This window comes from Pseudomonas sp. Z5-35 (genome assembly GCF_051131945.1).
Taxonomy (GTDB): Bacteria; Pseudomonadota; Gammaproteobacteria; order Pseudomonadales; family Pseudomonadaceae; genus Aquipseudomonas; species Aquipseudomonas marvdashtae.
In genome coordinates, this window is sequence record NZ_CP071640.1 from 3603814 (window position 1) to 3629929 (window position 26116).

24 protein-coding genes and 1 other RNA gene are annotated in these 26116 nt (G+C 59.0%); 17 read left to right on the plus strand and 8 right to left on the minus strand.

All coding sequences use genetic code 11. The features are described 5' to 3' along the window. Window positions 1-318: 318 nt before the first annotated feature. The 12 genes from ccoN to J3P95_RS16525 all read left to right on the plus strand — a co-directional run bounded on the left by ccoN (window position 319) and on the right by J3P95_RS16525 (window position 12328). Window positions 319-1761 carry a cytochrome-c oxidase, cbb3-type subunit I gene (ccoN, locus tag J3P95_RS16470; RefSeq protein WP_186636610.1) on the plus strand — a complete coding sequence of 481 codons (1443 nt, stop codon included), beginning with the start codon at window positions 319-321 and terminating at the stop codon, window positions 1759-1761. Further along, window positions 1761-2369, plus strand: a complete 609-nt coding sequence (ccoO, locus tag J3P95_RS16475) for a cytochrome-c oxidase, cbb3-type subunit II (RefSeq protein ID WP_095943289.1) — start codon at window positions 1761-1763, stop codon at window positions 2367-2369. Before ccoN ends, ccoO begins: the two co-directional genes overlap by 1 nt. A gap of 5 nt (window positions 2370-2374) precedes the next feature. Continuing rightward, the gene (locus tag J3P95_RS16480; protein ID WP_003175465.1) at window positions 2375-2560 is read left to right on the plus strand and encodes a CcoQ/FixQ family Cbb3-type cytochrome c oxidase assembly chaperone; all 186 of its coding nucleotides are present in this window, start codon (window positions 2375-2377) and stop codon (window positions 2558-2560) included. Next, complete coding sequence (gene ccoP, locus J3P95_RS16485) at window positions 2557-3540, plus strand: cytochrome-c oxidase, cbb3-type subunit III (protein ID WP_434580495.1); 984 nt, start codon at window positions 2557-2559, stop codon at window positions 3538-3540. The genes J3P95_RS16480 and ccoP overlap by 4 nt, the downstream gene beginning before the upstream one ends. A gap of 478 nt (window positions 3541-4018) precedes the next feature. Next, on the plus strand, window positions 4019-5434 hold the full coding sequence (ccoG, locus tag J3P95_RS16490) for a cytochrome c oxidase accessory protein CcoG (RefSeq protein WP_434557849.1): 1416 nt from the start codon (window positions 4019-4021) through the stop codon (window positions 5432-5434). Between the two features lie 11 nt (window positions 5435-5445). Beyond that, a complete protein-coding gene (locus J3P95_RS16495) occupies window positions 5446-5985 on the plus strand; it encodes a FixH family protein (RefSeq protein ID WP_434557850.1) in 540 nt (179 codons plus the stop codon). A gap of 21 nt (window positions 5986-6006) precedes the next feature. Then, window positions 6007-8457: a heavy metal translocating P-type ATPase gene (locus J3P95_RS16500; protein WP_434580494.1), complete on the plus strand. Its 2451-nt coding sequence runs from the start codon at window positions 6007-6009 to the stop codon at window positions 8455-8457. Window positions 8458-8481: 24 nt separating this feature from the next. Then, on the plus strand, window positions 8482-8700 hold the full coding sequence (ccoS, locus tag J3P95_RS16505; RefSeq protein WP_434580492.1) for a cbb3-type cytochrome oxidase assembly protein CcoS: 219 nt from the start codon (window positions 8482-8484) through the stop codon (window positions 8698-8700). Then, entirely contained in the window at window positions 8693-9376 is a 684-nt protein-coding gene (locus J3P95_RS16510) for a sulfite exporter TauE/SafE family protein (protein WP_434557853.1), read from the plus strand. The genes ccoS and J3P95_RS16510 overlap by 8 nt, the downstream gene beginning before the upstream one ends. A 116-nt stretch (window positions 9377-9492) precedes the next feature. Continuing rightward, the gene (gene hemN / locus J3P95_RS16515) at window positions 9493-10875 is read left to right on the plus strand and encodes an oxygen-independent coproporphyrinogen III oxidase (protein ID WP_434580491.1); all 1383 of its coding nucleotides are present in this window, start codon (window positions 9493-9495) and stop codon (window positions 10873-10875) included. Between the two features lie 94 nt (window positions 10876-10969). Then, window positions 10970-11704 (plus strand): fumarate/nitrate reduction transcriptional regulator Fnr, encoded by a 735-nt coding sequence (gene fnr / locus J3P95_RS16520; RefSeq protein ID WP_434580489.1) that lies wholly within the window; start codon window positions 10970-10972, stop codon window positions 11702-11704. 75 nt (window positions 11705-11779) lie between these two features. Further along, window positions 11780-12328, plus strand: a complete 549-nt coding sequence (locus J3P95_RS16525) for an adenine phosphoribosyltransferase (protein WP_186636626.1) — start codon at window positions 11780-11782, stop codon at window positions 12326-12328. Between the two features lie 50 nt (window positions 12329-12378). Here J3P95_RS16525 and recR read toward each other — a convergent pair whose 3' ends face one another. The 4 genes from recR to dnaX form a co-directional block, all read right to left on the minus strand. Next, window positions 12379-12981, minus strand: a complete 603-nt coding sequence (recR, locus tag J3P95_RS16530) for a recombination mediator RecR (RefSeq protein ID WP_186636627.1) — start codon at window positions 12979-12981, stop codon at window positions 12379-12381. 66 nt (window positions 12982-13047) lie between these two features. After that, the gene (locus J3P95_RS16535; RefSeq protein WP_434580486.1) at window positions 13048-14073 is read right to left on the minus strand and encodes an NADP-dependent oxidoreductase; all 1026 of its coding nucleotides are present in this window, start codon (window positions 14071-14073) and stop codon (window positions 13048-13050) included. A 174-nt stretch (window positions 14074-14247) separates the two neighbouring features. Further along, window positions 14248-14586: a YbaB/EbfC family nucleoid-associated protein gene (locus J3P95_RS16540; RefSeq protein WP_003183512.1), complete on the minus strand. Its 339-nt coding sequence runs from the start codon at window positions 14584-14586 to the stop codon at window positions 14248-14250. Between the two features lie 62 nt (window positions 14587-14648). Continuing rightward, complete coding sequence (gene dnaX, locus J3P95_RS16545; RefSeq protein WP_434580485.1) at window positions 14649-16730, minus strand: DNA polymerase III subunit gamma/tau; 2082 nt, start codon at window positions 16728-16730, stop codon at window positions 14649-14651. Window positions 16731-16874: 144 nt separating this feature from the next. Between dnaX and J3P95_RS16550 the strand changes: the two genes are divergently transcribed. Then, the gene (locus J3P95_RS16550; RefSeq protein WP_434557858.1) at window positions 16875-17642 is read left to right on the plus strand and encodes a substrate-binding periplasmic protein; all 768 of its coding nucleotides are present in this window, start codon (window positions 16875-16877) and stop codon (window positions 17640-17642) included. On the opposite strand, the gene J3P95_RS16555 is transcribed toward J3P95_RS16550, so the two are convergent. Next, on the minus strand, window positions 17618-19336 hold the full coding sequence (locus J3P95_RS16555; protein ID WP_434557859.1) for a putative bifunctional diguanylate cyclase/phosphodiesterase: 1719 nt from the start codon (window positions 19334-19336) through the stop codon (window positions 17618-17620). The genes J3P95_RS16550 and J3P95_RS16555 overlap by 25 nt on opposite strands. 335 nt (window positions 19337-19671) lie before the next feature. On the opposite strand from J3P95_RS16555, the gene J3P95_RS16560 reads away from it, so the two are divergent. Together J3P95_RS16560 and J3P95_RS16565 are read left to right on the plus strand one after the other, a co-directional pair. After that, the gene (locus J3P95_RS16560; protein WP_434580482.1) at window positions 19672-19986 is read left to right on the plus strand and encodes a helix-turn-helix domain-containing protein; all 315 of its coding nucleotides are present in this window, start codon (window positions 19672-19674) and stop codon (window positions 19984-19986) included. 411 nt (window positions 19987-20397) lie between these two features. Further along, entirely contained in the window at window positions 20398-21246 is an 849-nt protein-coding gene (locus tag J3P95_RS16565) for a hypothetical protein (protein WP_434580481.1), read from the plus strand. 159 nt (window positions 21247-21405) lie between these two features. On the opposite strand, the gene ffs is transcribed toward J3P95_RS16565, so the two are convergent. The 3 genes from ffs to J3P95_RS16580 all read right to left on the minus strand — a co-directional run bounded on the left by ffs (window position 21406) and on the right by J3P95_RS16580 (window position 23094). Next, window positions 21406-21502: signal recognition particle sRNA small type (gene ffs / locus J3P95_RS16570), an RNA gene on the minus strand. Window positions 21503-21715: 213 nt separating this feature from the next. Further along, complete coding sequence (locus J3P95_RS16575; protein ID WP_434580479.1) at window positions 21716-22768, minus strand: reverse transcriptase family protein; 1053 nt, start codon at window positions 22766-22768, stop codon at window positions 21716-21718. 74 nt (window positions 22769-22842) lie between these two features. After that, window positions 22843-23094, minus strand: coding sequence for a hypothetical protein (locus J3P95_RS16580; protein ID WP_434580477.1), 252 nt, complete (start codon window positions 23092-23094; stop codon window positions 22843-22845). A 704-nt stretch (window positions 23095-23798) separates the two neighbouring features. On the opposite strand from J3P95_RS16580, the gene J3P95_RS16585 reads away from it, so the two are divergent. Together J3P95_RS16585 and J3P95_RS16590 are read left to right on the plus strand one after the other, a co-directional pair. Then, window positions 23799-24341, plus strand: a complete 543-nt coding sequence (locus J3P95_RS16585; RefSeq protein ID WP_434580475.1) for a hypothetical protein — start codon at window positions 23799-23801, stop codon at window positions 24339-24341. Window positions 24342-25459: 1118 nt separating this feature from the next. Then, window positions 25460-26083, plus strand: coding sequence for a recombinase family protein (locus tag J3P95_RS16590; RefSeq protein ID WP_434580474.1), 624 nt, complete (start codon window positions 25460-25462; stop codon window positions 26081-26083). Window positions 26084-26116 lie beyond the last annotated feature (33 nt).

Genomic DNA, 26116 nt, shown 5'->3' on the forward strand with positions numbered 1-26116 from the left:
CGATGCGTTCGACATTCGTTCGTTGAAAAAAGCCGCAAAGGCAGGTGGATACCGGCTATTGCGTCAGTTGCCTGGCATCACCCGAACGCCGTGCTCGAACACACCCCGTTACAACCGACCCGACCCCCTCGCCTCTTTCCTGCGTTGCGACATTTTGCCAAGGGCCAATTTTGTCCCTACACAGAACATGGAAAGGCCGCAGAATCAGCTTTGGAAAGCATTGACCCAGGTCATGGCGCGTTGCAATGACCCCCCGCTTTCTCCATACTTGCGACCGATTTTTATCCTAATAAAACACCCAAACCGTGGAACCTTAGAATGAGCACAGCAATCAGTCCGACTGCTTATAACTATAAGGTAGTCCGCCAGTTCGCCATCATGACGGTGGTCTGGGGGATCCTTGGCATGGGGCTTGGTGTCTTCATCGCCTCGCAACTGGTCTGGCCGGAGTTGAACTTCGATCTGCCATGGACGACTTTTGGACGCCTGCGCCCACTGCACACCAACCTGGTGATCTTCGCCTTCGGTGGTTGTGCCTTGTTTGCCACTTCTTACTATGTCGTGCAGCGAACCTGCCAGACGCGACTGATCTCCGACAGCCTCGCCGCCTTCACCTTCTGGGGTTGGCAAGCGGTGATCGTCGGCGCGATCGTGACCTTGCCAATGGGTTTCACTACCACCAAGGAATACGCGGAACTGGAATGGCCCCTGGCTATTCTGCTGGCCATCGTCTGGGTGACCTACGGTTTGGTGTTCTTCGGCACCATCGTCAAGCGCAAGACCAAGCACATCTATGTTGGCAACTGGTTCTACGGTGCCTTCATCGTCGTGACCGCCATGCTGCATATCGTCAACCACGCGTCCTTGCCGGTCAGCTTCTTCAAGTCGTATTCGGCCTACTCGGGGGCGACCGACGCGATGATCCAGTGGTGGTACGGCCACAACGCCGTGGGCTTCTTCCTGACCACCGGTTTCCTCGGGATGATGTATTACTTCGTGCCGAAACAGGCCGAGCGTCCGATCTACTCCTATCGCCTGTCCATCGTGCACTTCTGGGCACTGATCACCCTGTACATCTGGGCCGGCCCGCACCACCTGCACTACACCGCGCTGCCGGACTGGGCGCAGTCGCTGGGCATGGCAATGTCGATCATCCTGCTGGCGCCAAGCTGGGGCGGCATGATCAACGGCATGATGACCCTCTCGGGCGCCTGGCATAAGCTGCGCACCGACCCGATCCTGCGGTTCCTGGTGGTATCCCTGGCGTTCTACGGCATGTCGACCTTCGAAGGCCCGATGATGGCGATCAAGACCGTCAACTCGCTGAGCCACTACACCGACTGGACCATCGGCCACGTACATGCCGGTGCACTCGGCTGGGTGGCGATGATTTCCATCGGCGCCATCTACCACATGATCCCGAAACTGTTCGGTCGTGCGCAGATGCACAGCACCGGCCTGATCAACGCGCACTTCTGGCTCGCCACCATTGGCACCGTGCTCTATATCGCCTCGATGTGGGTCAACGGCATTACCCAAGGCCTGATGTGGCGTGCGATCAACGACGACGGCACCCTGACGTACTCGTTCGTCGAAGCCCTGCAAGCCAGCCACCCTGGCTTCATCGTGCGTGCCCTGGGCGGCGCGTTCTTCGCCAGCGGCATGCTGCTGATGGCCTACAACGTGTATCGCACCGTTCGTGCCTCTGACCCGGTTGAAGCAGAAGCCGCCGCCAAGATCGCCGTAGTTGGAGCTCACTGATGAAGCACGAAGCAGTAGAGAAGAATATCGGCCTGCTGGCCTTCTTCATGGTCATCGCCGTCAGCATCGGCGGCTTGACCCAGATCGTTCCGCTGTTTTTCCAGGACGTGACCAACAAGCCGGTCGAAGGCATGAAGCCGCGTACCGCCCTCGAACTGGAAGGCCGCGACGTCTACATCGCCAACGGCTGTGTCGGCTGCCACTCGCAGATGATCCGTCCGTTCCGCGCCGAAACCGAACGTTACGGCCACTATTCCGTTGCCGGTGAAAGCGTCTGGGACCACCCGTTCCTGTGGGGCTCCAAGCGTACCGGCCCGGACCTGGCCCGCGTTGGCGGCCGTTACTCCGATGACTGGCAGCGTGCGCATTTGTACAACCCGCGCAACGTAGTGCCGGAATCAAAGATGCCGGCCTACCCGTTCCTCGTAGAAAACAAGCTCGACGGCAAAGACACTGCCAAGAAAATGGAAGTCTTGCGCACCTTGGGCGTGCCTTACACCGATGAAGACATCGCCGGTGCCAGGGATGCCGTGAAGGGCAAGACCGAAATGGACGCGCTGGTGGCCTATCTGCAAGGCCTGGGCACCATCATCAAAAGCAAACGGTGATTTAGATGGATATCGGGATGATTCGTGGCCTGGGCACCGTCGTCGTGATGGTGGCCTTTATCGGCCTGGCCCTGTGGGTGTTCAGCCCCAAGCGCAAGTCGGAGTTTGAAGACGCGACCTTGCTGCCGTTCGCGGATGATCCCGAAGCCATCAAGCACGTCGAGCAAGCTTCTAGGAGTAACAAAGAATGACAACATTCTGGAGTCTGTACGTCACAGTCCTCAGCCTGGGAACGATTTTCGCCCTGACCTGGCTGTTGCTGTCGACCCGCAAGGGCCAGCGCAGCGAAGCCACCGAGGAGACGGTCGGCCACTCCTTCGACGGGATCGAGGAGTATGACAACCCACTGCCAAAGTGGTGGTTCATGCTGTTCGTGGGCACCATCATTTTCGCCCTCGGTTACCTGGTCCTCTATCCGGGCCTGGGCAATTGGAAAGGCCTGCTGCCAGGCTACAACTACCTGGACAATGAAAAGCAGACCGCTTTCGCCAACGGCCAGACCGGCTGGACCGGGGTGCACGAATGGGAAAAGGAAATGGCCCGCTCGGACGCCAAGTTCGGTCCGATCTTTGCCAAGTTCGCTTCCATGCCGATCGAAGAAGTCGCCAAGGACCCTCAAGCCCTGAAGATGGGTGGCCGCCTGTTCGCCTCCAACTGCTCGGTCTGCCATGGTTCCGACGCCAAGGGCGCCTACGGCTTCCCTAACCTGACCGACGCCGACTGGCGCTGGGGCGGCGAGCCGGAAACCATCAAGACCACCATCATGGGCGGTCGTCATGCCGTCATGCCGGGATGGGCTGCCGTGGTTGGCGAGCAAGGCGTTGCCGACGTGTCGGCCTATGTGGTGACCAGCCTGCACGGTCGTAAATTGCCGGAAGGTGCCAAGGCCGATCCGGCCAACGGCCAGAAACTGTTCGCAGCCAACTGCGTGGCCTGCCACGGTCCTGCCGGCAAAGGCACGCCCGCCATGGGCGCACCCGACCTGACGCATCCGGCCGGCTTCATCTACGGTTCGAGCTTCGCTCAGTTGCAGCAGACCATCCGTTACGGTCGCCAGGGCCAGATGCCGGCCCAGGCCGATCTGCAAGGCAACGACAAGGTTCACCTGCTGGCCGCTTACGTCTACAGCCTGTCTCACGACGAAAAGGCTCCGGCCGCTGACGCGCAATAAGACAACCGCTTGAGACATCAAAGGCCCCGCCAATCAGATTGGCGGGGCCTTTTGTTTACCGGCTCGAAACAGGGGTAAAACTGTTCGTGGCGAGGGAGCTTGCTCCCGCTGGGTGGCGAAGCCGCCCCAGAAAATCGCCACGCTTTTCCAGGTCAGCCCGCACCAGCCTGATTTACGACGGCTGCGCCGCCGAGCGGGAGCAAGCTCCCTCGCCACAAAAGGCCTCCTCGCCACGAACAGGGGAGCCCTCAGAACGCGGCCTTCGTTTCGCCAACGCCATGCACTGTCTATAGTCAATTGATCTGGGTCATGACTTGTTACATCCGCTACACCATTCGGCCCCCGCTCCCAACGCGACCAAAGGTCGCACCCTTGCACTAGAGCGACAGGCGTATCATTGCGCCACTGCAATACCCTTTCTGACCGTGGTCGGCACGTACTGGCCTCGGCACTTTTCCACTGCCGTGGGATGCAATTGATGAGCAACCAGATTCCTGTACATGACGTTACCCCGCCTGCCAAGGACGCCAACAAAAGCGTCGACCTGTATGCCTCTCGGGAAAAAATCTACACCCGCGCCTTCACGGGCCTGTTCCGTAACCTGCGAATGGTTGGCGGGGCGTTATTGTTCCTGCTGTATTTCGGTACGGTCTGGCTGAGCTGGGGTGGCCACCAGGCTGTCTGGTGGAACTTGCCGGAACGCAAATTCTTTATTTTTGGCGCCACCTTCTGGCCCCAGGATTTTATCCTGCTGTCCGGGCTGCTGATCATCGCCGCCTTCGGCCTTTTTTTCATTACCGTGTATGCCGGACGGGTCTGGTGTGGCTATACCTGCCCACAGAGCGTATGGACCTGGATCTTTATGTGGTGCGAAAAAGTCACCGAAGGCGACCGAAACCAGCGCATCAAGCTCGACAAGGCGCCCATGAGCGCCAACAAAATCTCACGCAAGTTCGCCAAGCACAGCCTGTGGCTGCTAATCGGTTTCGCCACCGGCATGACCTTCGTCGGTTACTTCACACCCATCCGCGAACTGGTGTTCCAGTTCTTTACCGGCGAGGCCGATGGTTGGTCGTACTTCTGGGTCGGCTTCTTCACCCTCGCCACTTATGGCAATGCCGGCTGGCTGCGCGAACAAGTGTGCATCTACATGTGTCCCTACGCCCGCTTCCAAAGCGTGATGTTCGACAAGGACACCCTCATCGTTTCCTATGACCCGCGTCGCGGTGAAAGCCGCGGCCCGCGCAAAAAAGGCATCGACTACAAGGCGCTGGGCCTGGGGGACTGCATCGATTGCACCATGTGTGTCCAGGTCTGCCCCACCGGTATCGATATCCGCGACGGCTTGCAGGTCGAGTGCATCGGCTGCGCGGCCTGCATCGATGCTTGCGACAACATCATGGACAAGATGGAGTATCCCCGCGGCCTGATCAGCTACACCACCGAACACAACCTCTCGGGCCAGAAAACCAATAAACTTCGCCCGCGCCTGATCGGTTATGCCTTGGTGCTACTGGCCATGATCAGCCTGCTGGTGACGGCGTTCTTCATGCGCTCGCTGGTGGGTTTCGACGTCAGCAAGGACCGCGTGCTGTATCGCGAAAACGCCGAAGGCCGGATCGAGAACGTCTACAGCCTGAAAATCATGAACAAGGACCAACGCGACCATACGTACATTCTGGAAGCCGCCGGCCTGCCCGATCTCAAGCTGCAAGGGCGCCGGGAAATCAAGGTGGCCGCCGGCGAGATCTTCAGCCAGCCGGTTGAATTGTCCAGCGCACCGGAACAACTGCCATCGAGCACCAACGAGGTGACATTCATCCTCAAGGATGCCGATGACGACAGCGTCCATGTTGAAGCCAAGAGCCGGTTCATCGGCCCACAGACTCGTTGAGAGAAATGAACATGCCTGCAGCAACCGCCACCAGCCCTTGGTACAAGCACCTCTGGCCGTGGATCATCATTGCGATCCTGACCTGTTCGGTGACACTGAGCCTGACCATGGTGACCATCGCCGTGAAGAACCCGGACAACCTGGTCAACGACAATTATTACGAAGCCGGCAAGGGCATCAACCGCTCGCTGGAGCGAGAGTTGCTGGCCCAGACACTGCAACTGCATGCCAATGTGCAACTGGATGATGTGACCGGCGAAGTGAACCTGCGCCTGAACGGCAACAGTCGCCCCCAGGCCCTGGAACTGAGCCTGATCTCGCCAACCCAGCCGGAGAAGGATCGCAAGGTCGTCCTGACCCGCAACGACAGCGAGCCGGGGCGCTACGTCGGCCAGTTGACGGACAGGATCGAAGGCCGGCGTTTTGTCGAATTGCTAGGCGTGGAGAGCGACCAGACCTGGCGCCTGTTCGAAGAAGAACAGATCAACCACGACCAGGCCATCCTGCTTGGCGATGAGCCATTGCAAGGCGCTGAAGACCTGAAGAAATAAGCTGCCTTTGTGGCGACAACCATGACCACCCCACAGCCCTGCTACCACTGCGCCCTGCCCGTCCCTGCTGGCAGTCGCTTCACCGCCGTTGTCCTCGGCGAGACTCGCGAGCTGTGCTGCCCGGGCTGCCAGGCCGTGGCCGAGGCGATCGTCGCCGGCGGCCTGGAAAGTTACTACCAACATCGCAGCGAAGCGTCGGCCAATCCCCAGACCCTGCCGGTGCAACTGACCGAAGAACTGGCGCTGTATGATCGCCCCGATGTGCAGCAGTCGTTCATTCGCCATGAAGGCGAGCTGGCCGAGACTACCCTGCTCATGGAAGGCATCAGCTGCGCCGCCTGCGGCTGGTTGATCGAAAAACAACTGCGCAGCCTGCCGGCCGTGGCCGAGGCGCGATTGAACCTGTCCAACCATCGCTTGCACGTCCGCTGGGCCGACGGGCAACTGCCGCTGAGCACGCTGCTCGCCGAGCTGCGCCAGATCGGCTACGCCGCCCATCCGTACCAGGCCGACCAAGCCTGCGAACAGCTCGCCGCGCAGAACCGCCTGGCCCTGCGCCAGTTGGGCGTGGCCGGGTTGCTGTGGTTCCAGGCCATGATGGCGACCATGGCCACCTGGCCGGAATTCAACATCGACCTGAGCCCGGAGATGCACACCATCCTGCGCTGGGTTGCGCTGTTCCTCACCACCCCCATCGTCTTCTACAGCTGCGCGCCGTTTTTCAAAGGTGCCATGCGCGACCTGCGCACCCGCCACCTGACCATGGACGTTTCGGTATCCCTGGCCATTGGCGGCGCCTACATCGCCGGGATCTGGACCGCCATCACCGGGACCGGCGAGCTGTATTTCGATGCCGTCGGCATGTTCGCCTTGTTCCTGCTCGCCGGCCGCTACCTGGAGCGCCGCGCCCGCGAACGCACCGCTGCCGCCACCGCCCAATTGGTCAACCTGCTGCCGGCCTCGTGCCTGCGCCTGGACGACCAGGGCCAGAGTGAGCGCGTCCTGCTCAGCGAGCTGCGCATGGGCGACCGCGTGCTGGTCCAGCCTGGGGCGATCCTGCCCGCCGACGGTCGGATTCTCGACGGCCAGTCCAGCGTCGACGAATCACTGCTGACCGGCGAATACCTCCCGCAACCTCGTCAGGCGGGCGACGCGGTGACGGCGGGTACGCTTAACGTCGAGGGTGCGCTCACCGTCGAAGTGCAGGCCTTGGGGCTCGACACCCGATTGTCCGCCATCGTGCGCCTGCTCGAACGTGCCCAGGCCGAGAAGCCACGACTGGCGCAAGTCGCCGACCGCGCCGCCCAGTGGTTCTTGCTGTTCTCTCTGGTCGCCGCTGCCGTCATCGGGTTGGTGTGGTGGCAACTGGATGCCTCACGGGCATTCTGGATTGTCCTCGCGATGCTGGTCGCGACCTGCCCTTGCGCGCTGTCCCTGGCGACGCCGACCGCCCTGACCGCCGCCACCGGCACCCTGCACAAACTCGGGCTATTGCTGACGCGCGGTCATGTGTTGGAAGGCCTGAACCAGATCGACACGGTGATTTTCGACAAGACCGGCACCCTCACCGAAGGTCGCCTGGCGTTGCGCGCGATCCGAACACTGGGGGCACTCGACAGCGACCAATGCCTGGCCCTGGCCGCCGCCTTGGAAAACCGCTCCGAACACCCTATCGCCAGGGCTTTCGGCCGTGCGCCATTGGCCGCCGAGCATGTACAAAGCACTCCTGGGTTGGGACTCGGAGGCGTGGTAGGCGAACAATCCCTGCGCATCGGCCATCCCGGCTTTGTCTGCGAACTGAGTGGCGCAGCAGCGCCGGTGATGCCGGATGAACCTGGACAATGGCTGTTGCTGGGCGATCAGCTGGGGCCGCTGGCCTGGTTTGTGCTCGACGATCGCTTGCGCGTCGATGCGCCGGCCCTGCTCGCGGCGTGCAAGGCCCGGGGCTGGCGAACCTTGCTGCTGTCGGGCGACAGCTCGCCAATGGTTGTCAGCGTCGCCGCCGAACTGGGCATCGATGAAGCCCGCGGCGGCCTGCGCCCGGATGACAAGTTGGCCGTGCTCCGGCAACTGCACCAGCAAGGCCATAAAGTGCTGATGCTTGGCGACGGCGTGAACGACGTCCCGGTGCTGGCGGCGGCGGATATCAGCGTCGCGATGGGCTCGGCCACCGACCTGGCCAAGACCAGCGCCGACGCAGTCCTGTTGTCCAACCGCCTCGGCGCCCTCATTCACGCCTTCAGCCTGGCCCGGCGCACCCGCCGGGTGATCATCGAGAACCTGGTCTGGGCCGGGTTGTACAATGGCCTCATGTTGCCGTTCGCCGCCCTCGGTTGGATTACGCCGGTGTGGGCCGCGGTCGGCATGTCCATCAGCTCGTTGACGGTGGTGTTGAATGCGCTGAGGCTGACCCGTCAACCCAAGGCGCAGGTGTTCGACGCCACCCCCGATACCCGTCCGCTGCCGGCCTGAGCCGCGCGGGCATGGAGTTCCGACATGCCAGCTCTCTACCTGATGATCCCTGCCGCGCTGCTGATCGTAGCCATCGCCGTCTACATTTTCTTCTGGGCCGTGGACAGCGGCCAATACGATGACCTCGACGGTCCCGCCCATAGCATTCTGTTCGACGACCAGGACCCGAACCACAAGGCCGCCGTGGACGAGGCCAGCGGCGACGAGCGCAAACCGGACGACAAGGCCCCGCCCCATGCTTGATCTGGCGCCCTTGCTGGTTTCGGCCGTCATCCTTGGCCTGTTGGGTGGTGGACATTGCCTGGGCATGTGCGGCGGGTTGATGGGCGCCCTGACCCTGGCAATTCCCAAGGAACAGCGCAGCCGGCGCTTTCGATTGTTGCTGGCGTACAACCTCGGACGAATCCTCAGCTACGCCACGGCCGGCTTGCTGATCGGCCTGGCCGGCTGGGCCGTGGCAAACAGCCCGGCGGCAATGGTCATGCGGGTGCTGGCCGGTCTGTTGCTGATCGCCATGGGCCTGTATCTGGCAGGTTGGTGGAGTGGCCTGACACGGATCGAAAGCGTCGGGCGTGGCCTGTGGCGGCATATCCAACCCGTCGCCAATCGCCTGCTGCCGGTGTCGAGCCTGCCCCGGGCCCTGCTGCTCGGCGCGCTGTGGGGTTGGTTGCCGTGCGGGTTGGTCTACAGCACCCTGCTGTGGTCCGCCAGCCAAGGCAATGCGCTGGACAGTGCTTTACTGATGCTCGCCTTTGGCCTGGGCACCTGGCCGGTGCTGCTCGCCACCGGCCTCGCCGCCGAACGCGTCACGGCATTGTTACGCAAACGCAGCGTGCGCATGGCTGGCGGCTTGTTGGTGATTGTCTTCGGAATCTGGACTTTGCCAGGGCCGCATCAGCATTGGCTCATGGGGCATTGAGCCGGTTACACAGGGATACGTTGGCAGCGGGCTTGCCCTGTTGACGTAAATCAACACGCTCCTTCCACCGCCCCGATAAACTTTCAAGCATGCCAGCCTATCCGGGGAACGCCCGCATGCTCGACGCCATTCGTTGGGACTCAGACCTGATCCGCCGCTACGACCTGGCGGGCCCACGCTACACCTCGTACCCGACCGCGGCGCAGTTTGCCGGCCAAGTGGGCAGTTTCGATTTGCTCCACGCCCTGCGCGATAGCCGCAAAGCGCTCAAGCCGCTGTCGCTGTATGTACACGTGCCGTTCTGCGCCAATATTTGCTACTACTGCGCCTGCAACAAAGTCATCACCAAGGATCGCGGCCGGGCCCATGTCTATCTGCAACGCCTGGAGCAGGAAATCCAACTGATCGGTTGCCACCTGGACCCGGCCCAGCGCGTGGAACAGCTGCACCTTGGCGGCGGTACGCCGACCTTTCTCAGCCATGCCGAGTTGCGTCAGTTGATGGCCAAGCTGCGCAAACACTTGAACTTGGTGGACGACGATTCCGGCGACTACGGCATTGAAATAGACCCTCGGGAAGCCGACTGGTCGACCATGGGACTGCTGCGGGAGCTGGGCTTCAACCGGGTCAGCATCGGCCTGCAGGATCTTGACCCGGCCGTGCAGCGCGCCATCAATCGCCTGCAAAGCCTGGAAGAAACCCGCGCCGTGGTCGAAGCCGCCCGGACCCTGCAGTTTCGTTCGATCAACATCGATTTGATTTACGGCTTGCCCAAGCAAACCCCGGAAAGCTTTGCCCGCACTGTCGAGGAAGTTATCAGCCTGCAACCGGACCGCCTGTCGGTGTTCAACTATGCCCACCTGCCGGAACGCTTCATGCCCCAGCGGCGCATCAACAGCCAGGACCTGCCGAACCCGCCCCAGAAACTGGCGATGCTGCAAGGCACCCTCGAACAGCTGACCGCCGCCGGTTATCGCTACATCGGCATGGATCACTTCGCCCTGCCCGACGACGAACTGGCAATCGCCCAGGAAGAAGCGACCTTGCAGCGCAACTTCCAGGGCTATACCACCCATGGTCATTGCGACCTGGTCGGTCTGGGCGTGTCGGCCATCAGCCAGATCGGCGACCTCTACTGCCAGAACAGCAGCGATTTGAGCCACTACCAGAACACCCTGTCCGACGGGCAACTGACGACCAATCGCGGGCTGGTGTGCAACGCTGACGACCGGGTGCGACGGGCGGTAATCCAACAACTGACCTGCCAGTTCACGTTGGCGTTCGCCGAGATCGAGCAGGCCTTCAATATCGATTTTTGCGAGTATTTCGCCTCGATATGGCCGCAACTACAGGCAATGGCCGACGACGGGCTGATCGAATTGACGAATACGCACATCAAGGTATTACCCGCCGGGCGGTTGCTGGTGCGCTCGGTCTGCATGGTGTTCGACGTGTATCTGGAGCATCAGGACCGACAGCGTTTTTCCCGCGTCATCTGAGCGCGACAATTTGACGGTGATACCGCGCTGGCCGGAGTTAGTATGCTGGGTTACCCTTACGGCTTATGTGTGTTTTCCCACAAGGATTTAAGAAATGTCCGAGCCAGTCAAATCGCGCGCTCATAACCAGGCACACTGCAAGGACTGCAGCCTGGCCCCCCTGTGCCTGCCACTTTCATTGAATCTGGAGGACATGGACGCGCTGGACGACATCGTCAAACGCGGACGTCCATTGAAGAAAGGCGAGTTTCTGTTTCGCCAGGGCGATGCCTTCAATTCGGTCTATGCCGTACGCTCGGGCGCCTTGAAGACCTTCAATCTGAGCGACGGCGGCGAAGAGCAGCTCACGGGTTTCCACTTGCCCAGCGAACTGGTGGGCCTGTCGGGCATGGACACCGAGAGCCACCCGGTCTCGGCCCAAGCGCTGGAAACCACCTCGGTCTGCGAAATTCCTTTTGATCGTCTCGACGAGCTGTCCGTGCAGTTACCGCAACTGCGCCGTCAATTGATGCGGGTGATGAGTCGGGAAATCCGTGACGACCAGCAGATGATGCTGTTGCTCTCGAAGAAAACCGCCGACGAACGCATCGCCACGTTCCTCGTCAACCTCTCGGCACGCTTTCGTGCCCGTGGGTTTTCCGCCAATCAGTTTCGCCTGAGCATGTCGCGCAACGAAATCGGCAACTACCTGGGCCTGGCGGTGGAAACCGTGTCTCGGGTGGTTACCCGTTTCCAGCAGAATGAATTGATCGCCGCCGAAGGCAAGGAAATCCACATCCTCGACCCGATCCAGCTTTGCGCCCTGGCTGGCGGCTCGGTAGAAGGCTGATACGCCTGCGCGGCTGAGGCTTTCGCCCCGCCGCGCTATACTGCGGCGTTTGCAGCCAGCCAGGACACTTCGACGATGGTCTTCGACTCCTTCGACATCAAATCCCTGATCCGCCCCGTTATTGACTTCCCCAAGCCCGGCGTGATCTTTCGCGACATTACTCCGTTGTTCCAGTCGCCCACCGCGCTGCGGCTGGTGATGGACAGCTTTGCCCATCGCTATGTCGAGGCCGGGTTCACGCATATCGGCGCGATGGATGCGCGAGGTTTCCTGATTGGCTCGATCCTGGCCTATCAACTGAACAAGCCGCTGGTGCTGTTCCGCAAGCAAGGCAAGCTGCCGGCCGACGTATTGGCCGAGGGCTACCAGACCGAATACGGCGAGGCCTTCCTGGAAGTTCACGCCGACAGCCTGTGCGAGGGTGATTCGGTGGTGATGTTCGATGACCTGATCGCCACGGGCGGCACGCTGATCGCCGCGGCCAACCTGATCCACCGCATGGGCGCGAAGGTCCATGAAGCGGCGGCGATAATCGATTTGCCAGAACTGCTCGGCTCCCAGCGCCTGGAAGACATGGGGATACCGACGTTTTGCCTGACGCAGTTTTCGCTCAGCGAACGATAATCGGCGCCCGACGGTAGAACGTGTGGAAGCGAGCCTGCTCGCTTCACACGTTACAACGCGATCGGCTTGCGCCCGGCAAACGAATGCGCCAATGTCCCACCATCCACTAACTCCAACTCGCCGCCCAGGGGCACGCCGTGGGCGATGCGGGAGGCGACCAGGCCTTTGTTGCTCAGCAGTTGGGCAATGTAGTGGGCGGTGGCTTCGCCTTCGACCGTCGGGTTCGTGGCAAGGATGACTTCGGTAAACGTACCCGCCTCCTCGACCCGCGCCATCAGTTGCGGAATGCCAATGGCCTCCGGCCCTAGCCCGTCGAGCGGCGATAAATGGCCCTTGAGCACGAAGTAGCGACCACGGAAACCGGTCTGCTCCACCGCGTACACGTCCATCGGCCCCTCCACCACGCAGAGCAGGCTGTCGTCCCGACGCGGGTCGGCGCATTGCGGACAAAGGTCGTCTTCCGTCAGGGTGCGGCACAAGCGGCAATGCCCTACCCCTTCCATCGCCTGGCTCAAGGCCTGGGCCAGGCGTGAGCCGCCACTGCGATCACGCTCAAGCAATTGCAACGCCATGCGCTGGGCGGTTTTCTGACCGACACCCGGCAAAGTTCGCAGGGCATCGATCAGTTGACGGATCAAAGGGCTGAAGCTCATGGAGGAAACGTCCGACATAACAACGAGACGCGGTTTATACCCGCGCCTCCGATTAGCGTCAAATACTCAATCGCGCGCCACCCGCACGACCAACTTGCCGAAGTTGCGCCCTTCCAGCAGACCGATAAATGCCTGTGGCGCGTTCTCGAGACCGTCGACAAGGTCTTCGCGGAACTTGACCCTGCCGTCGCGCACCCAGGGCGCCATGGCGCTGATGAATTCCGGCTGGCGATCACCGTAGTCATCAAACACGATGAAGCCCTGGATACGCACGCGCTTGGTCAGCAGCGTGCGCTGCAACTGCGGCAGACGATCCGGGCCACTCGACGGCTGACGATCGTTGTAGGAGGCGATCAATCCGCAGAGCGGGATGCGGGCCTTGGCATTGAGCAGCGGCACCACCGCGTCGAAGACTTTGCCACCGACATTTTCGTAATAGATGTCGATGCCCTGGTCGCAGGCCCGGGCCAGTTCTTGCGCAAAATTTTCGCTTCGATGATCGACGCAGGCGTCGAACCCCAGCTCGTCGACCACGTATTTGCACTTCTCGCTTCCGCCGGCCACGCCCACCACGCGCAGGCCCTTGATCTTCGCCACCTGGCCGACCACTGAACCGACCGCTCCCGACGCCGCGGCAACCACCAGGGTTTCCCCTGCCTTGGGTTGGCCGATGTCCATCAGACCCATGTAGGCGGTCATGCCCGGCATCCCCAGAACCCCCAGGGCCATTGAAGGGCTAGGCAATCCCGAGGGGATGGGAATGACATTGCGGCCGTCACTGATGCAGTGGCTTTGCCAACCCGTTGCACCCACCACCAGATCGCCTTCCTGGAACTTGGGATGCATCGAGCGCTCCACGCGGCTGACGGCGCCACCGGTCATCACCTCGTCGATTTGCACCGGCGCGGCGTAGGAAGGTGCGTCGCTCATGCGTCCGCGCATGTAGGGATCCAACGACAGGAACAGCGTCTTGAGCAGGATCTGTCCCTGCGCCAGGTCCGGCAGCGTGACGTGTTCGAGACGAAAGTTTTCAGGGATGGGCGCACCTTCCGGGCGGGAAGCCAGGACGATGCGCTGGTTGGAAATCGACATGCAAGCGTCTCCTTGTTCGTTACGGGCACGTATAGGGAGCAGACCATTGCCGAAGGGGCGGCGTTCGATGTTTGTTCAGCCGAACGGCGCCAGTGACCGGCTGCATAGCGCAAACAAAAATGCCAGGCGCGATGCCTGGCATTGTGTGTAGCCCATCCCGATCGGGATGGCGAATCAGAACGGCAGTTTCATGCCCGGCGGCAACTGCATGCCAGCGGTCATGCCGGACATCTTGTCCTGGCTGTTGGCTTCGATCTTGCGCACGGCGTCGTTGACGGCGGCGGCGAACAGGGCTTCGAGCATTTCCTTGTCATCTTCGCTCAAGCCTTCGACCACGCTTGGGTCGATGCTGACGCGCTTGATGTCGTGGCGCCCGGTCATGACCACGGTCACCATGTCGCCGCCGGACTTGCCGGTGACTTCAGCGTTGGCCAGCTCTTCCTGCATCTTGGCCATTTTTTCCTGCATCTGCTGCGCCTGCTTCATCAGGCCGGCCATGCCACCTTTCATCATGGGAATCACCTCGAAAGTACGTGAATAAACACAGCGCCCGGCGTTCGGCCCGGCGCTTTCAGTTATGAGCCCTGGGTGACCGGGGCCTCGACAGGTTCGATAGTATCGTGACGGACCACGGCGCCGAACTGTTGCATCATCTGCTGGATGAACGGATCGCCGTGGATCGACTCCTCCGCCTCGCGCTGACGGTCGGCACGGCGGCGGGAAGCAGCCTGTGCCGGGGTTTCCTGCTCGGGCTTGATCAGCTCGATGGTCAACGTCAGGGGGCGCTGGTGGTATTGGTTCAGCGCATCGTTGAGACGACGCTGTTGGGTCGCATTGAACAGCGCGCTGTGGGCCGGGTCCAGGTGCAACAGCCAGTGGTCGCCTTCCACGGAAATCAACGTGCAGTTGGCAGCGATGCTGCCTGTCATGCCGCTGATCGGCAGTTTCGGGAAAAGCTCCAGCCATTGCAAGGCCAGCCCTGTGGCTGGCATCGCCGCGGGTTCCGGCTCGGGCTCCGGTGCTGGCTCGGCGGCATGCTCGCTGGCCAGGTCGTCCAGGTAGCTGTAGGCCGAATCCATGTCCGGCTCGATGTAATCCTCGTCCAACGGCGGCTCGTCATCCAGGTCGCTGCCCGGCGTGGCGACATCGACGTCCGCCACCGTCGGCTCGGGCACCGGCGCGGCGACCCACTCGGGCGCGTCGGGCACCACGCTGTCCGGCGTCGGCATGGGCATGGGCGGCAATTCGGGCTGCTCGGCGACCGTTTCCAGCACCGGTTCCACAGCAGGCTGCAGGACGACCTCCGGCTCGACCGGGTCGTTCCAGGGCAGATCGATGACTTCTTCGACGACAGGCTGGGGCAACGCCTCAACGACCGGCTCCGGTTCGGGCTCCGGTTCAGGCATGGTATCGACAGGATTCGGGGCCGGTTGGGCGACAGGCGCCACTGCGGCCGGAGCAGAAGCCGCTGCCGACGCGACATTGGGCGTGGCAGCCACTGGCTTGGCGGAATCAGCTGTGGCCTGGCTGATCCCCACTGGCTTTAGCACCTGTCTCGGCGCTTCCGACGTATCGGCGGGCCGGAACGCGAGCATTCGCAGCAGCACCATTTCGAAGCCGCCTCGCGGGTCCGGTGCCAAAGGCAGGTCGCGGCGGCCGATCAAGCCCATCTGGTAATAGAACTGCACGTCTTCGGCCGGCAGCACCTGGGCCAGGGCCAATACGCGATCGCGGTCGCCATGACCGTTGTCAACGCCGTCCGGCAACGCCTGGGCGATGGCGACACGGTGCAGCACATTGAGGATTTCCGAGAGCACGCCATTCCAGTCCGGCCCCTGCTCGGCCAGGTGACGCACCGCTTCGAGGAGCGCCTTCGCGTCGCCTTCGATCAGCGCATGCAGCACGTCGTAGACCTGGCCGTGATCGAGAGTGCCGAGCATGGCGCGCACATCGGCGGACATGACCTTGCCTTCACCGAAAGCGATGGCCTGGTCGGTCAAGCTCATGGCGTCGCGCATCGAACCGTCGGCGGCGCGGCCCAGCAGCCACAGCGCGTCGTCTTCGAACGGCACGTTCTCGACGCCCAGGACGTGGGTCAAATGCTCGACGACCCGTTCCGGCGTCATGTTCTTCAGGGAGAACTGCAGGCACCGCGAGAGAATCGTTGCAGGAAGTTTCTGCGGATCGGTGGTCGCCAGGATGAACTTGACGTAGGGCGGCGGTTCTTCGAGGGTCTTGAGCAACGCATTGAAGGAATGGCTGGAGAGCATGTGCACTTCGTCGATCAGGTAGACCTTGAAGCGCCCACGGCTCGGCGCGTACTGGACGTTGTCGAGCAACTCACGGGTGTCTTCGACCTTGGTGCGGCTGGCGGCGTCGATCTCGATCAGGTCGACGAAACGACCTTCGTCGATTTCCCGGCAAACCGAGCATTCGCCGCAGGGGGTCGAAGTGATGCCGGTTTCACAGTTCAGGCACTTGGCGATGATCCGCGCAATGGTGGTCTTGCCCACGCCCCGGGTGCCGGTGAACAGGTAGGCATGGTGCAGCCGCTGGCTGTCCAAGGCATTGATCAGAGCCTTGAGCACATGGGTCTGGCCGACCATTTCGCGGAACGAGCGCGGACGCCATTTACGTGCAAGAACCTGATAACTCATCGAAAACCGTCGCAACGAAGGAACATAAGCGGCTAATGCTAGCGGAGCAGGGGCGAAATTGCATCCGGTGTGCTCGTCTAATGTGGCTAAGCTTGGACCTGAAGGCTCGGTTGTCGACACGGTTGGGCACTGTCAGGAGAGTTTATGCGTTCGGCCATGGGGGCTTTGCTGCTGTTGACTACGGGATGTTTCGCCGACGAGGTCCCCTTGCGTTTCGCCATTACCGACGGCTGGGCCATGCCCATGGTGCAGATCGAGCGAGGCCACCCGACCCAAGGCATCCTGCCGGACATCATGACCAGCCTGGCAACCCGGGTGGGCATGCCTGCGCAATTTCATGTCCTGGCTCGCGCACGACTGGACAGCGCCATGGAACATGGCGAAATAGACATGCGCTGTTACGTCTCGCCTGATTGGGTGAAGGACAAAGGCCCCGACTACCTTTGGAGCGTTCCGCTGTTCTTTCAGCGCGACGTGCTCGTCAGCGCGACCGGCACCGGCGAAAAAATCGCCCCGGCGGCGCTGGCGCAGCAATCGATCGGCACCGTGCTCAGCTACCGCTACCCTACCTTGCAACCTTTGTTCGACAGCGGCCATCTGCGGCGCGACGATGCGCGCAGCCAGGATCAGGTGTTGGCGAAACTGTTGGCCGGGCGCTATCGTTATGCGGTCAGCAATCAATGGGCGCTGGATTGGTTCAACCAACGGCATGGCGCCGACCGACAGCTGCATGAGGTTGCGGTCCTCCAGGAACAGCAACTGAGCTGCTATGTGCGCAATGACCCGGAAATTCCAGCGCAACGCATTCTGCGCACCTTGCTGAAAATGAAAATGTCCGGGGAAATCGACGCGATCATCCAGCTCTACACCGGTCGCAGCGAGGGGTCTCAGAGCGGCGCCGTATCGCCCTGAGCACCCGGCCGACTCTGCCACTGCGGCGGCGGGACGAAGCTTCTTACCCAGCCCGGCACCCGGTTGGCGGGCATGGGCCGGGCGATGAAGTAGCCTTGCGCCACTTCACATCCCAGGCGCAGCAGCACCTGTCCGTGCTCAAGACTGTCGAGGCCCTCCGCGACCACCTGCCGGCCAAACGCCCGAGCCAGACCGATCACGGCTTCGGTCAGCGCAAGATCGTCCCGGTCATCTAGCATATCGCGCACGAAGGTCTTGTCGATCTTGATGGTTTGCGTATGTAGGTGCTTGAGGTCATTGAGCGAACAATAGCCCGTACCGAAACCGCCCAATGAAAACCCCACGCCCAAGGCCTGGCACGCCTGTAGACAGGCGCTGACGTGCGCGAGGTTTTCCACGGCGACCGACTCCACGATCTGCAGGTCGAGCATGCGCGGCAACACCGCTGGGTGCTGCTCCAACTTCCGTTGCAGCCGCTCGACGAAATCCGCTCGCTGGAAATGGCGGGCCGATATATTGATGCTCACCGGCCAGCCCTGCCCCACCTGTTGCCATCGTTGTAGCTGAGTCAGCACTTGTCCCATGACCCATTCGCCGATCTCGACAATCAGGTCCGTCTCTTCTACCAGCGGCAGGAATTCGCGTGGCGGCACCAGGCCACGCTGCGGATGCTTCCAGCGCAACAAAGCTTCCAGACCGACCACGGTGCCATTGCGCATATTGACCTTGGGCTGGAAATACAATCGCAATTCATTGCTGGCCAAGGCCTGTCGGACCCGTTCGACGGTCTGGTAAGTTGCACGCACCTCTTTGTCCCGGGACACGTCGAACAGGTGAAACCGATTGCGACCGCTCTGCTTGGCCACGTACATCGCCTGGTCGGCGTGGCGCAGCAACGTGTCGGCGTCTTCGTTATCCCAGGGAGACAGCGTCACACCGATGCTGGCAAAAACGTTAATGCTCTTGCCATCAATGGCATAGGGCATGGACACGGCGATCAACACCCGATTCAACGCGGCATGCAATTCGTCCATGCCACACACATGTCGCAGCACCAACACGAACTCATCCCCGGCCAGGCGCGCCACGACGTCGTCGCCGCGCACAATGCTGCGCAACCGCCTGGCGACTTCCACGAGCAAGCGATCACCGCTGGCGTGGCCATAACCGTCGTTGACTGCCTTGAAGCCATCCAGATCGAGCATGCAAACCGCCAGGGGTAGATTCTCTCCCCGGGAAAATTCCAAGGCCTGGTCCAGCAGTTCGGACAAGTAGGTACGATTGGGCAGTCCAGTCAGCACATCGTGCCCGACCCGCCATTGCAGGGAATGCAGCAGCCGGCGCTTTTCGCTGACATCGAAGCGAATCGCCAGGTATCGCTCGACGAGCCCTGTCGCTTCGTCAGTCATCGGTACCAGGGTGGTGTCGACCCAGTGCAGCGTACCGTCCTTGGATCGATTGCAGATCTCGCCCTTCCAGATCTCCCCCAACGCGATGGTGCGCCACATCGCGCTGAAGAACTCGCTGGGGTGCTGGCCGGAATTGAGCAACCTGTGGTTCGCCCCCAGCAGCTCATCGCGCCGGAAGCCAAACAGATCGCAGAATTGATCGTTGACGTAAGTGATGCGACCGCTCAAATCGGTTTCGGAAAAGATCGCGGCGGCGTCAACGGCCCTGCGGTACTTCTTATCCATCGAAGCAGTCATCCATGAGTCAGGCTCGTTTGGCGCGCGCGGTTGCACCGCCCCCGGACGGGCGAAAATCAACCAGGCTCAAATACCTTGATAAAGCTGGAGCACGGACGCTGGCGGTGCGACCTGAATGCTCCAGGCCCCGCCTTGTGTCGCTGCAAGAAGCGCGAGCCCCGGTCCTTTTACTCGCCCGGCTTCAGAAGCAGATCACCAAATTCACGTGCCAAAGACCGATTCTACGAAACGCATCACATTTTGCAAAGCAAGGTGATGGAACAAGCGGTTGCCTAATGCGAAAATCTATCGTTAAGTTCTTGATTCTGAATGGGAATTAAGCGATGCAAATTTCAAGTCTGGGCTCAGCCATCAGACGCTACCGCAAAGTAGCGGGGCTTACTCAGGCTGAACTTGGCGAAAAGACCGGTTTTGACCCGAAAACCATCAGCCGCTTCGAAACCGGCACCTACACCCCCAGCGTCGAAGCCTTGCTCCTGCTTGCCAACGTATTGGACGTCCAGCCTAAAGCGTTTTTTGCCGACATGGCCGATGAAGACGAGCAACGGGCCTACTTGTTCAATGTCATACACAAGGCCACGCCGAAGGACCTGGGGAAGCTGATTGCGGCGGTCGACCAGGCGCTTTCGATAAAGTGAGAAAGTGAGCCTCCGTTGCAGGTAACTTAAAAGAAAACCTTCCCGTTAAAATTGGCTCCTCATGGAGTCTTGAGGAAGACAGCGTGAGTTTATTGGATGCGGATGCCCGCCGACTGCCGGGGAAGGATCGTGAGCAGAGTTCGGCAGCCGATGCACACCGGCCAATTGAAAGGAATTGATACCGGATCAGGCTGAGACGCGTACGACCTCTGGCTACCGAGACAGTGAATTCTTTTTTGTATAAAAACGATTCTTTCGGCAAACCGTGCAAAACCTAAAACTACCACTCGTCCGGACTGTCAGTTCTGACAGTAGACAAAAAATACGGCAAAAAAAACAATCACAGGACAAGAAAACCGCTATTTCTTGCAACTCTGTACAAACTCAAGCCATATTTACAGGACAACCAAGATGAAAACTGAATCAGTGACCGCATCAAACAAGACGCCAATGACAATCTTTTCTTCGAAGGCGCTTCTATTATCGAAGAGCTTGTATACCCGCACCAGCCTTACAAATCCTGAGTGGAGACTAGTTGAAACCTGGCGACCTGAGCCAATGCTCTTCCCTACAACAACAGATATACGCCCCAACCATTACGGCTTAATAGCCGCCTACATCCCTGACTCAATTACTATCAAAATGAGCGACCCCGAAACAGAGGCTATATTCGAAATAAAAAAAACGGGCGGCCAAGTTACTTATACCTCAATGAACACACAGGGATCGATCTCAACGAGTGATTACTGGGGCATCATTGCATCCGTAAACCTTACCATTGATGGGCAAAGCCATTCATCTCACAGCAAGAAAAGCAAGTTTCACGAAGAGAATGGCGTCCGACACCTTATAGCAATTGGCGAAGAACAAGACTCCCCTCCCGGCGAAGGGAAAGAGTCAGTTGTAGTTCCGGACACGACATACTTTACATTTACAACAAATACCAGCTTGTATTTCTCAGCAGAAGAAAACCAAGCGAGCTCCATCCATCAAATGATTAATGAAAAATTAGTAAAAGTAGAAAGCCGCATCCTCCAAGGCTATGCATCTTCGGGAGGAAGATATGCCCTAACTGACAACAAGGATAAGCTTTACCCTGACGGCATCTCAATTTTGAATATAGATGATGGATTTGCGGAGAGTGTTGCTAAAATCGAATTCAATCATAACATCACCGACAGAACCGTTAAAATATCGGTACTATCGAATACAGTTAGAGTTTGCGAACTAAGAGAATCAGAGATTGTATTTGCACTATAACTTCACGGGTGGAACGCTTCGTCAAAGCACGGAGTGTTTCACCCGTAACAAATTGCACTATCTCGGCAAAACTTAAAGCGAAAGGACCACTTCGCTTCAGACTGACCTAAAGTCATCTCATAAGCCTTGCGAACGAAGGCCTGGGCGTTATGGAGGCAACCCCACCAGCCACACCCCGGCACACAATGTTCCCGCTGTGGCTGCTTCCTTCCGGATCTGACCAGGTTCACGGGTAATCGTTGCGGGGGGACCGATGGGGTCACCATAACGACACTCACCTGGGGCTTCCAGAGGGTGTCACACGATTCTTCACCATCACGCGGATGTGAATTTGGGTTCATTGTACGGCGGGTATAGGGATGCCTGGCAAGGCGTTTTGTACCACCCGACTGCCCCCCTTTTGTACCACCGACGGAATGAATGAAGTCTCAACTCTCACAGCTCCCAAGGTAACGGGCTGTTCGCTTGCTCAGGCGCGACTGCCCCTATGGGCATATGGCAAAGTAGCGTTAGAGGCTTGCTGGTATCGTTCCAGTAAAGGTTTTTGGTACGAACGCTTCACTGCATTGAGCCGAGCTTTGAAAGCTTCACCGTCTGGATGTCGGCAAGCAAGCAAACGCCCAACCCGCCCCATTGCCCGATGATACATTGGTTCAAGGACCTTCCAATCAGGAACAGACTCGCTCGCGACCTCCAACTGCCTGACTGCCGACCGTATACGTTTACGCTCCAGCTTGGTCAAGCCGGGAACACTGTTGTAGACGCTCAACCCAGTTACCGTGAGCGGTTTGAAGGTTTGGTCATCCTCCTTAATTCCCTGCCCTCGTACTCGCATGTGAAGCTTAGCCCGCTTCTGATGGCACCCTTTAGCGGCCAGCATCCCTGTGACGGTGGAAACAATGAACGAAAGCTCGTCCGACGAAGGCTGCCGACTAGATGAGATGGTTATGTCGTCAGCGAATCGAGAGTATTGGAAACCGTTGTCGAGAAGCCCCCTAACTATTTTCGGCTCAACATCCCAAAATATCAGATTGGCGATGTAGCCACTTGTACTCGCCCCTTGAGGAGTGCTTCCCTCGCGAGTGCATATAGATGACAGCAGAGCGGATACGGTTACACCAAACCCGAACAGTCCGCGATATAAGGCGTGGACCTGATCCATCAATATTGAAGGGTAAAAGTTCTTAATATCCTGAAGAATGACGTACTTTGCGCCAGCATGGACTACGGCATTACTAAGAATACTTCTAGGGGATGTGGTATCCCTGATGCCCCCGTGCAGGTACTTGGGGAAGATTACTCTTGCGAGGATTCTATCAACGATCTTTCGTTGGACCCGTTTAAGCGACTCATGAGCGTCATAAGTATCCCGTTTTTTCCCTTTTTTCTCTTGAGGAACGTGGCGGTACATCCGGTCAGCGCGAGCTGCAAGACGCTCTAATAGACGTTCGCTCTCACCCAGCGCCAAAGCTAGCGCCTGAATGCTATGGATAGGTTTGAGAGGGTACGTTGGGGCATCCATGTTCCGGTCCTAAAACGAAGAAAGGCCGATACTCAGATCGGCCCTTCAGAATTCGAATGATGTGATTTGTTGCGTCATGAGGACATAGCCTCAAGGAGTTTGCCTACAGCATCACAGGCTCGATCCCAGTACTCCAGCTTACGTTCCCAAATCTCCAAAAGTGCTTGGCGAATCAGTAGCCCCTCCACCGCTTGGCGGATTCGTTTCAACCGACTGCCTTTTCCTTCGTTGCTATGAGAACGTTCACTATCAACTGTAACGCGGGTGTCTTGGATATTGTGCTTTTTCAGAGTAGTCCGAGAACGGACTGGCTTCATCTTACGCATGGTTGTAGCTCCTTCGCCGGCGAAATTGCCGCCGCCAAAGCATTCCGGGCCGAATGGAACTTCCAAGACACCACTACAAACCACAGTTCTGCTTATTGATATTGATTTATCAATGTCGATAAGCCGTCGCCGCCGCCAACTTCGTCACCGTAGAATTCATCCGTCAACATATGCCAATTGCGTAAACCGAACAGCTTTACGTAAACGAGGAACAATTAGCCAGCGCATAGAGCAAACGCTAACGCAGAACACCTCGATGACGCGCGGCCCAAGCACAGAACACACACGTAGGACGAACTAGGGGACTGAGTCGTTGCGGAGAGGTAGCTTTGAAGAACACCAAAGCCGGTCAGTTTCCCAACCACCAACTGCAAGCCCAGAGAATATTCACCATGTTTAAAGAGCACCTGGACGGTACGTCCAGCAACTTGTTTATACCCCTCGCTCAACGCGATTGCAAAGAAAAACGGCACATTGCCACTAGGGAATTGACGAAACATGTAACAAGCGATGTCAGGGAACGGCCGTCCCTCGCCACCACCCGCAACCAAGCCTAACACCCGCTCATCGAGGCAGACGCTCCCCCTGCGATCCCCACCAATCCTATATAACCATATGATTGAACCGGAACCGGTCATATTCCTTTTTTTGACTATTTGAGTAGGCGACGATATAAGGTACGTAACGGTTTCTGGAGAATCACCATGTCCAAGGATACTCGGATAGACAGGACTTACGTTGCCGCGACGGGTAGTCCTTTGATTGCCGAACTGCAAAAAATGGTTGCCGTGGGCGATGGGCAGTTTCCTTGGTCCCAGATGCTAAATGCCAAAGAGGTGCGCTTTGTCTATGACATGCTCGCCTGGGCCGAGGCGCGAAGTGACTTCATGCCCAATACATTACAAGGACGATGGGGAGTACAGATTCTCTGGAAGCTGACAGGGTCTGCTAAGGAATGGCAAGCCGCTCAAACAACCCAGCTCAAAAAGGTCGCTAAAACCAAACGCGCTCAAGCGAAGAAGGGGTCAACCCGACCCGACCTCGTCGCGAGGCGGGATGCCATAGCCTTGCTAAAAAGACACAAGGTTAGATTCGACAAGAGCAGCCCCTCCAACGTTGAGCTGGCACACGCACTGCATTCCCTGGGACTTATAAAAGAGTCACCGGGGAACGCCACAGCAAAACAGTTACTGATTGAATGGAGCGGGAGTAGCCGCTATTGGCTAAGTTGCTTGCCGGGGATTTGACCCATTATGCTTTGGAGTTCATGCCATGGGTACGTGCAGCACTGGCCAGCTAAACAACCCGGCGCATGAGTAAACTGCTGGTCTGCCATATCAATAGGCTGGGCGGCTAGGCACTGGCCACAAACCACGAAATCCCCCATTAAAGTCCAGCGACCTGACCAACCGATTTGCTGCTCATTCAGAACGCGGCTAGCGCTTAACGCCATGCATCTTTCAAACAGGGCCTGCTTATCCATCACACATCTCCTTATGCTCTCTGGTAGGAAGCATCCAGCTCTCCCGCGTCTGAAGTTTAGGCCGCCCTGCGGCCGATGCAAGCGACATCGACAGCAGTATTGTCAGAGCTGAATGACAAGCCTACAGCCCATAAGTACCGGCAAGCTTGTCCACACGTGCGGGCTCTGCGGCTGCAGCATCCCATACCGACTTTTTTTGGCCCAGATTTCTGAACGCTTTAGATATGTATGGTGACGAATCTATTCCCCCCTCCCCCACCTCGGCTCCAACGATTTACCTAGCGAAGATTGTACGCTTGAGGTTCTATGCACCTACACATACAACTACACTCAGCCCATTGAGACCACCGCCATGACATTGAGATATGTAGCAATCACACTACTGATGCTAACTGCCGCCCCTTGCATCGCTTTAGCTGGCGAAGGACACGACGCTGGGTATGCCTGGGCGGAAGAGAACGATATTGACGACGCATCGTCCTGTAGCACCCCGTCATCTTCATTCAACAATGGCTGTGAAGAATACGTGGATGAAAACCAGCCGACTCTGAGTGCGGACGACGAGGATGACGACGAGGAATAACAAGCTTTATCTGCATCCATCCGGGGCCTTGACGCCGCCCGTACTTACTACCTTCCAAGACCAAGGAGAAGTAGGCCCGTCATAATCCAGTGTTGACTGTGCGTCTCTATACCACTTGCAACGGCATGCGACATTGAGGAATCGTCTTGTGCATCGTCGCCCGACATCGTGGTCGTAAGGGTATACAACAGCGAGCACGGAAAACCTTGAACAGATCGTGCTCATATAAAATCTATTGACTACCTATACGAATACACTATTATCGACCACACTTATACGACCACAAGGACCGTCGACCCATGTTTATCCGCGCTTACCTTCGTGCCTCTACTGCCGAACAGGATGCCAACCGCGCCAGGGGCCAGCTCACTGAGTTCGCAGCAAGCCAGGGCCACAAGATTGCCCACTATTACGTTGAGAACGAAAGTGGTGCCTCCCTGCAGCGACCTGAGCTGTTTAAGCTGCTGGACAACACACAGCCGGGTGACATCCTCCTGGTAGAGCAGGTTGACCGGCTATCCCGTTTAACCGAGGCCGACTGGCAGAAGCTCCGTGCAATCATCAAGGACAAGGAGGTCAAAGTCGTTGCGCTTGACCTACCTACGTCTCACCAGTTCATGGCGAAGACTACGACATCCGCTGACGCCTTCACGTCTAGAATGCTTGCGGCTATTAACGACATGTTGCTGGACATGCTGACCGCAGTGGCCCGGAAGGATTACGAAGACCGTCGACGTCGTCAGGCTGAAGGCATCAAGAAGGCAGTAGACAGGAAGGCGTACAAAGGGCGTGGCATCGACAAGGAGAAGCACGACCGCATCCTCAAATGCCTGGCCAGCGGTATGAGCGTCCGGGACGCAGCAGAGGCCACAGGGGCTAGTACAGCCACCGTGCAGCGCGCCAAGAAGATGGCCTCTGGTTGATCCGGTAAGCCTGCAATGGGCTTGCTTCCCTAT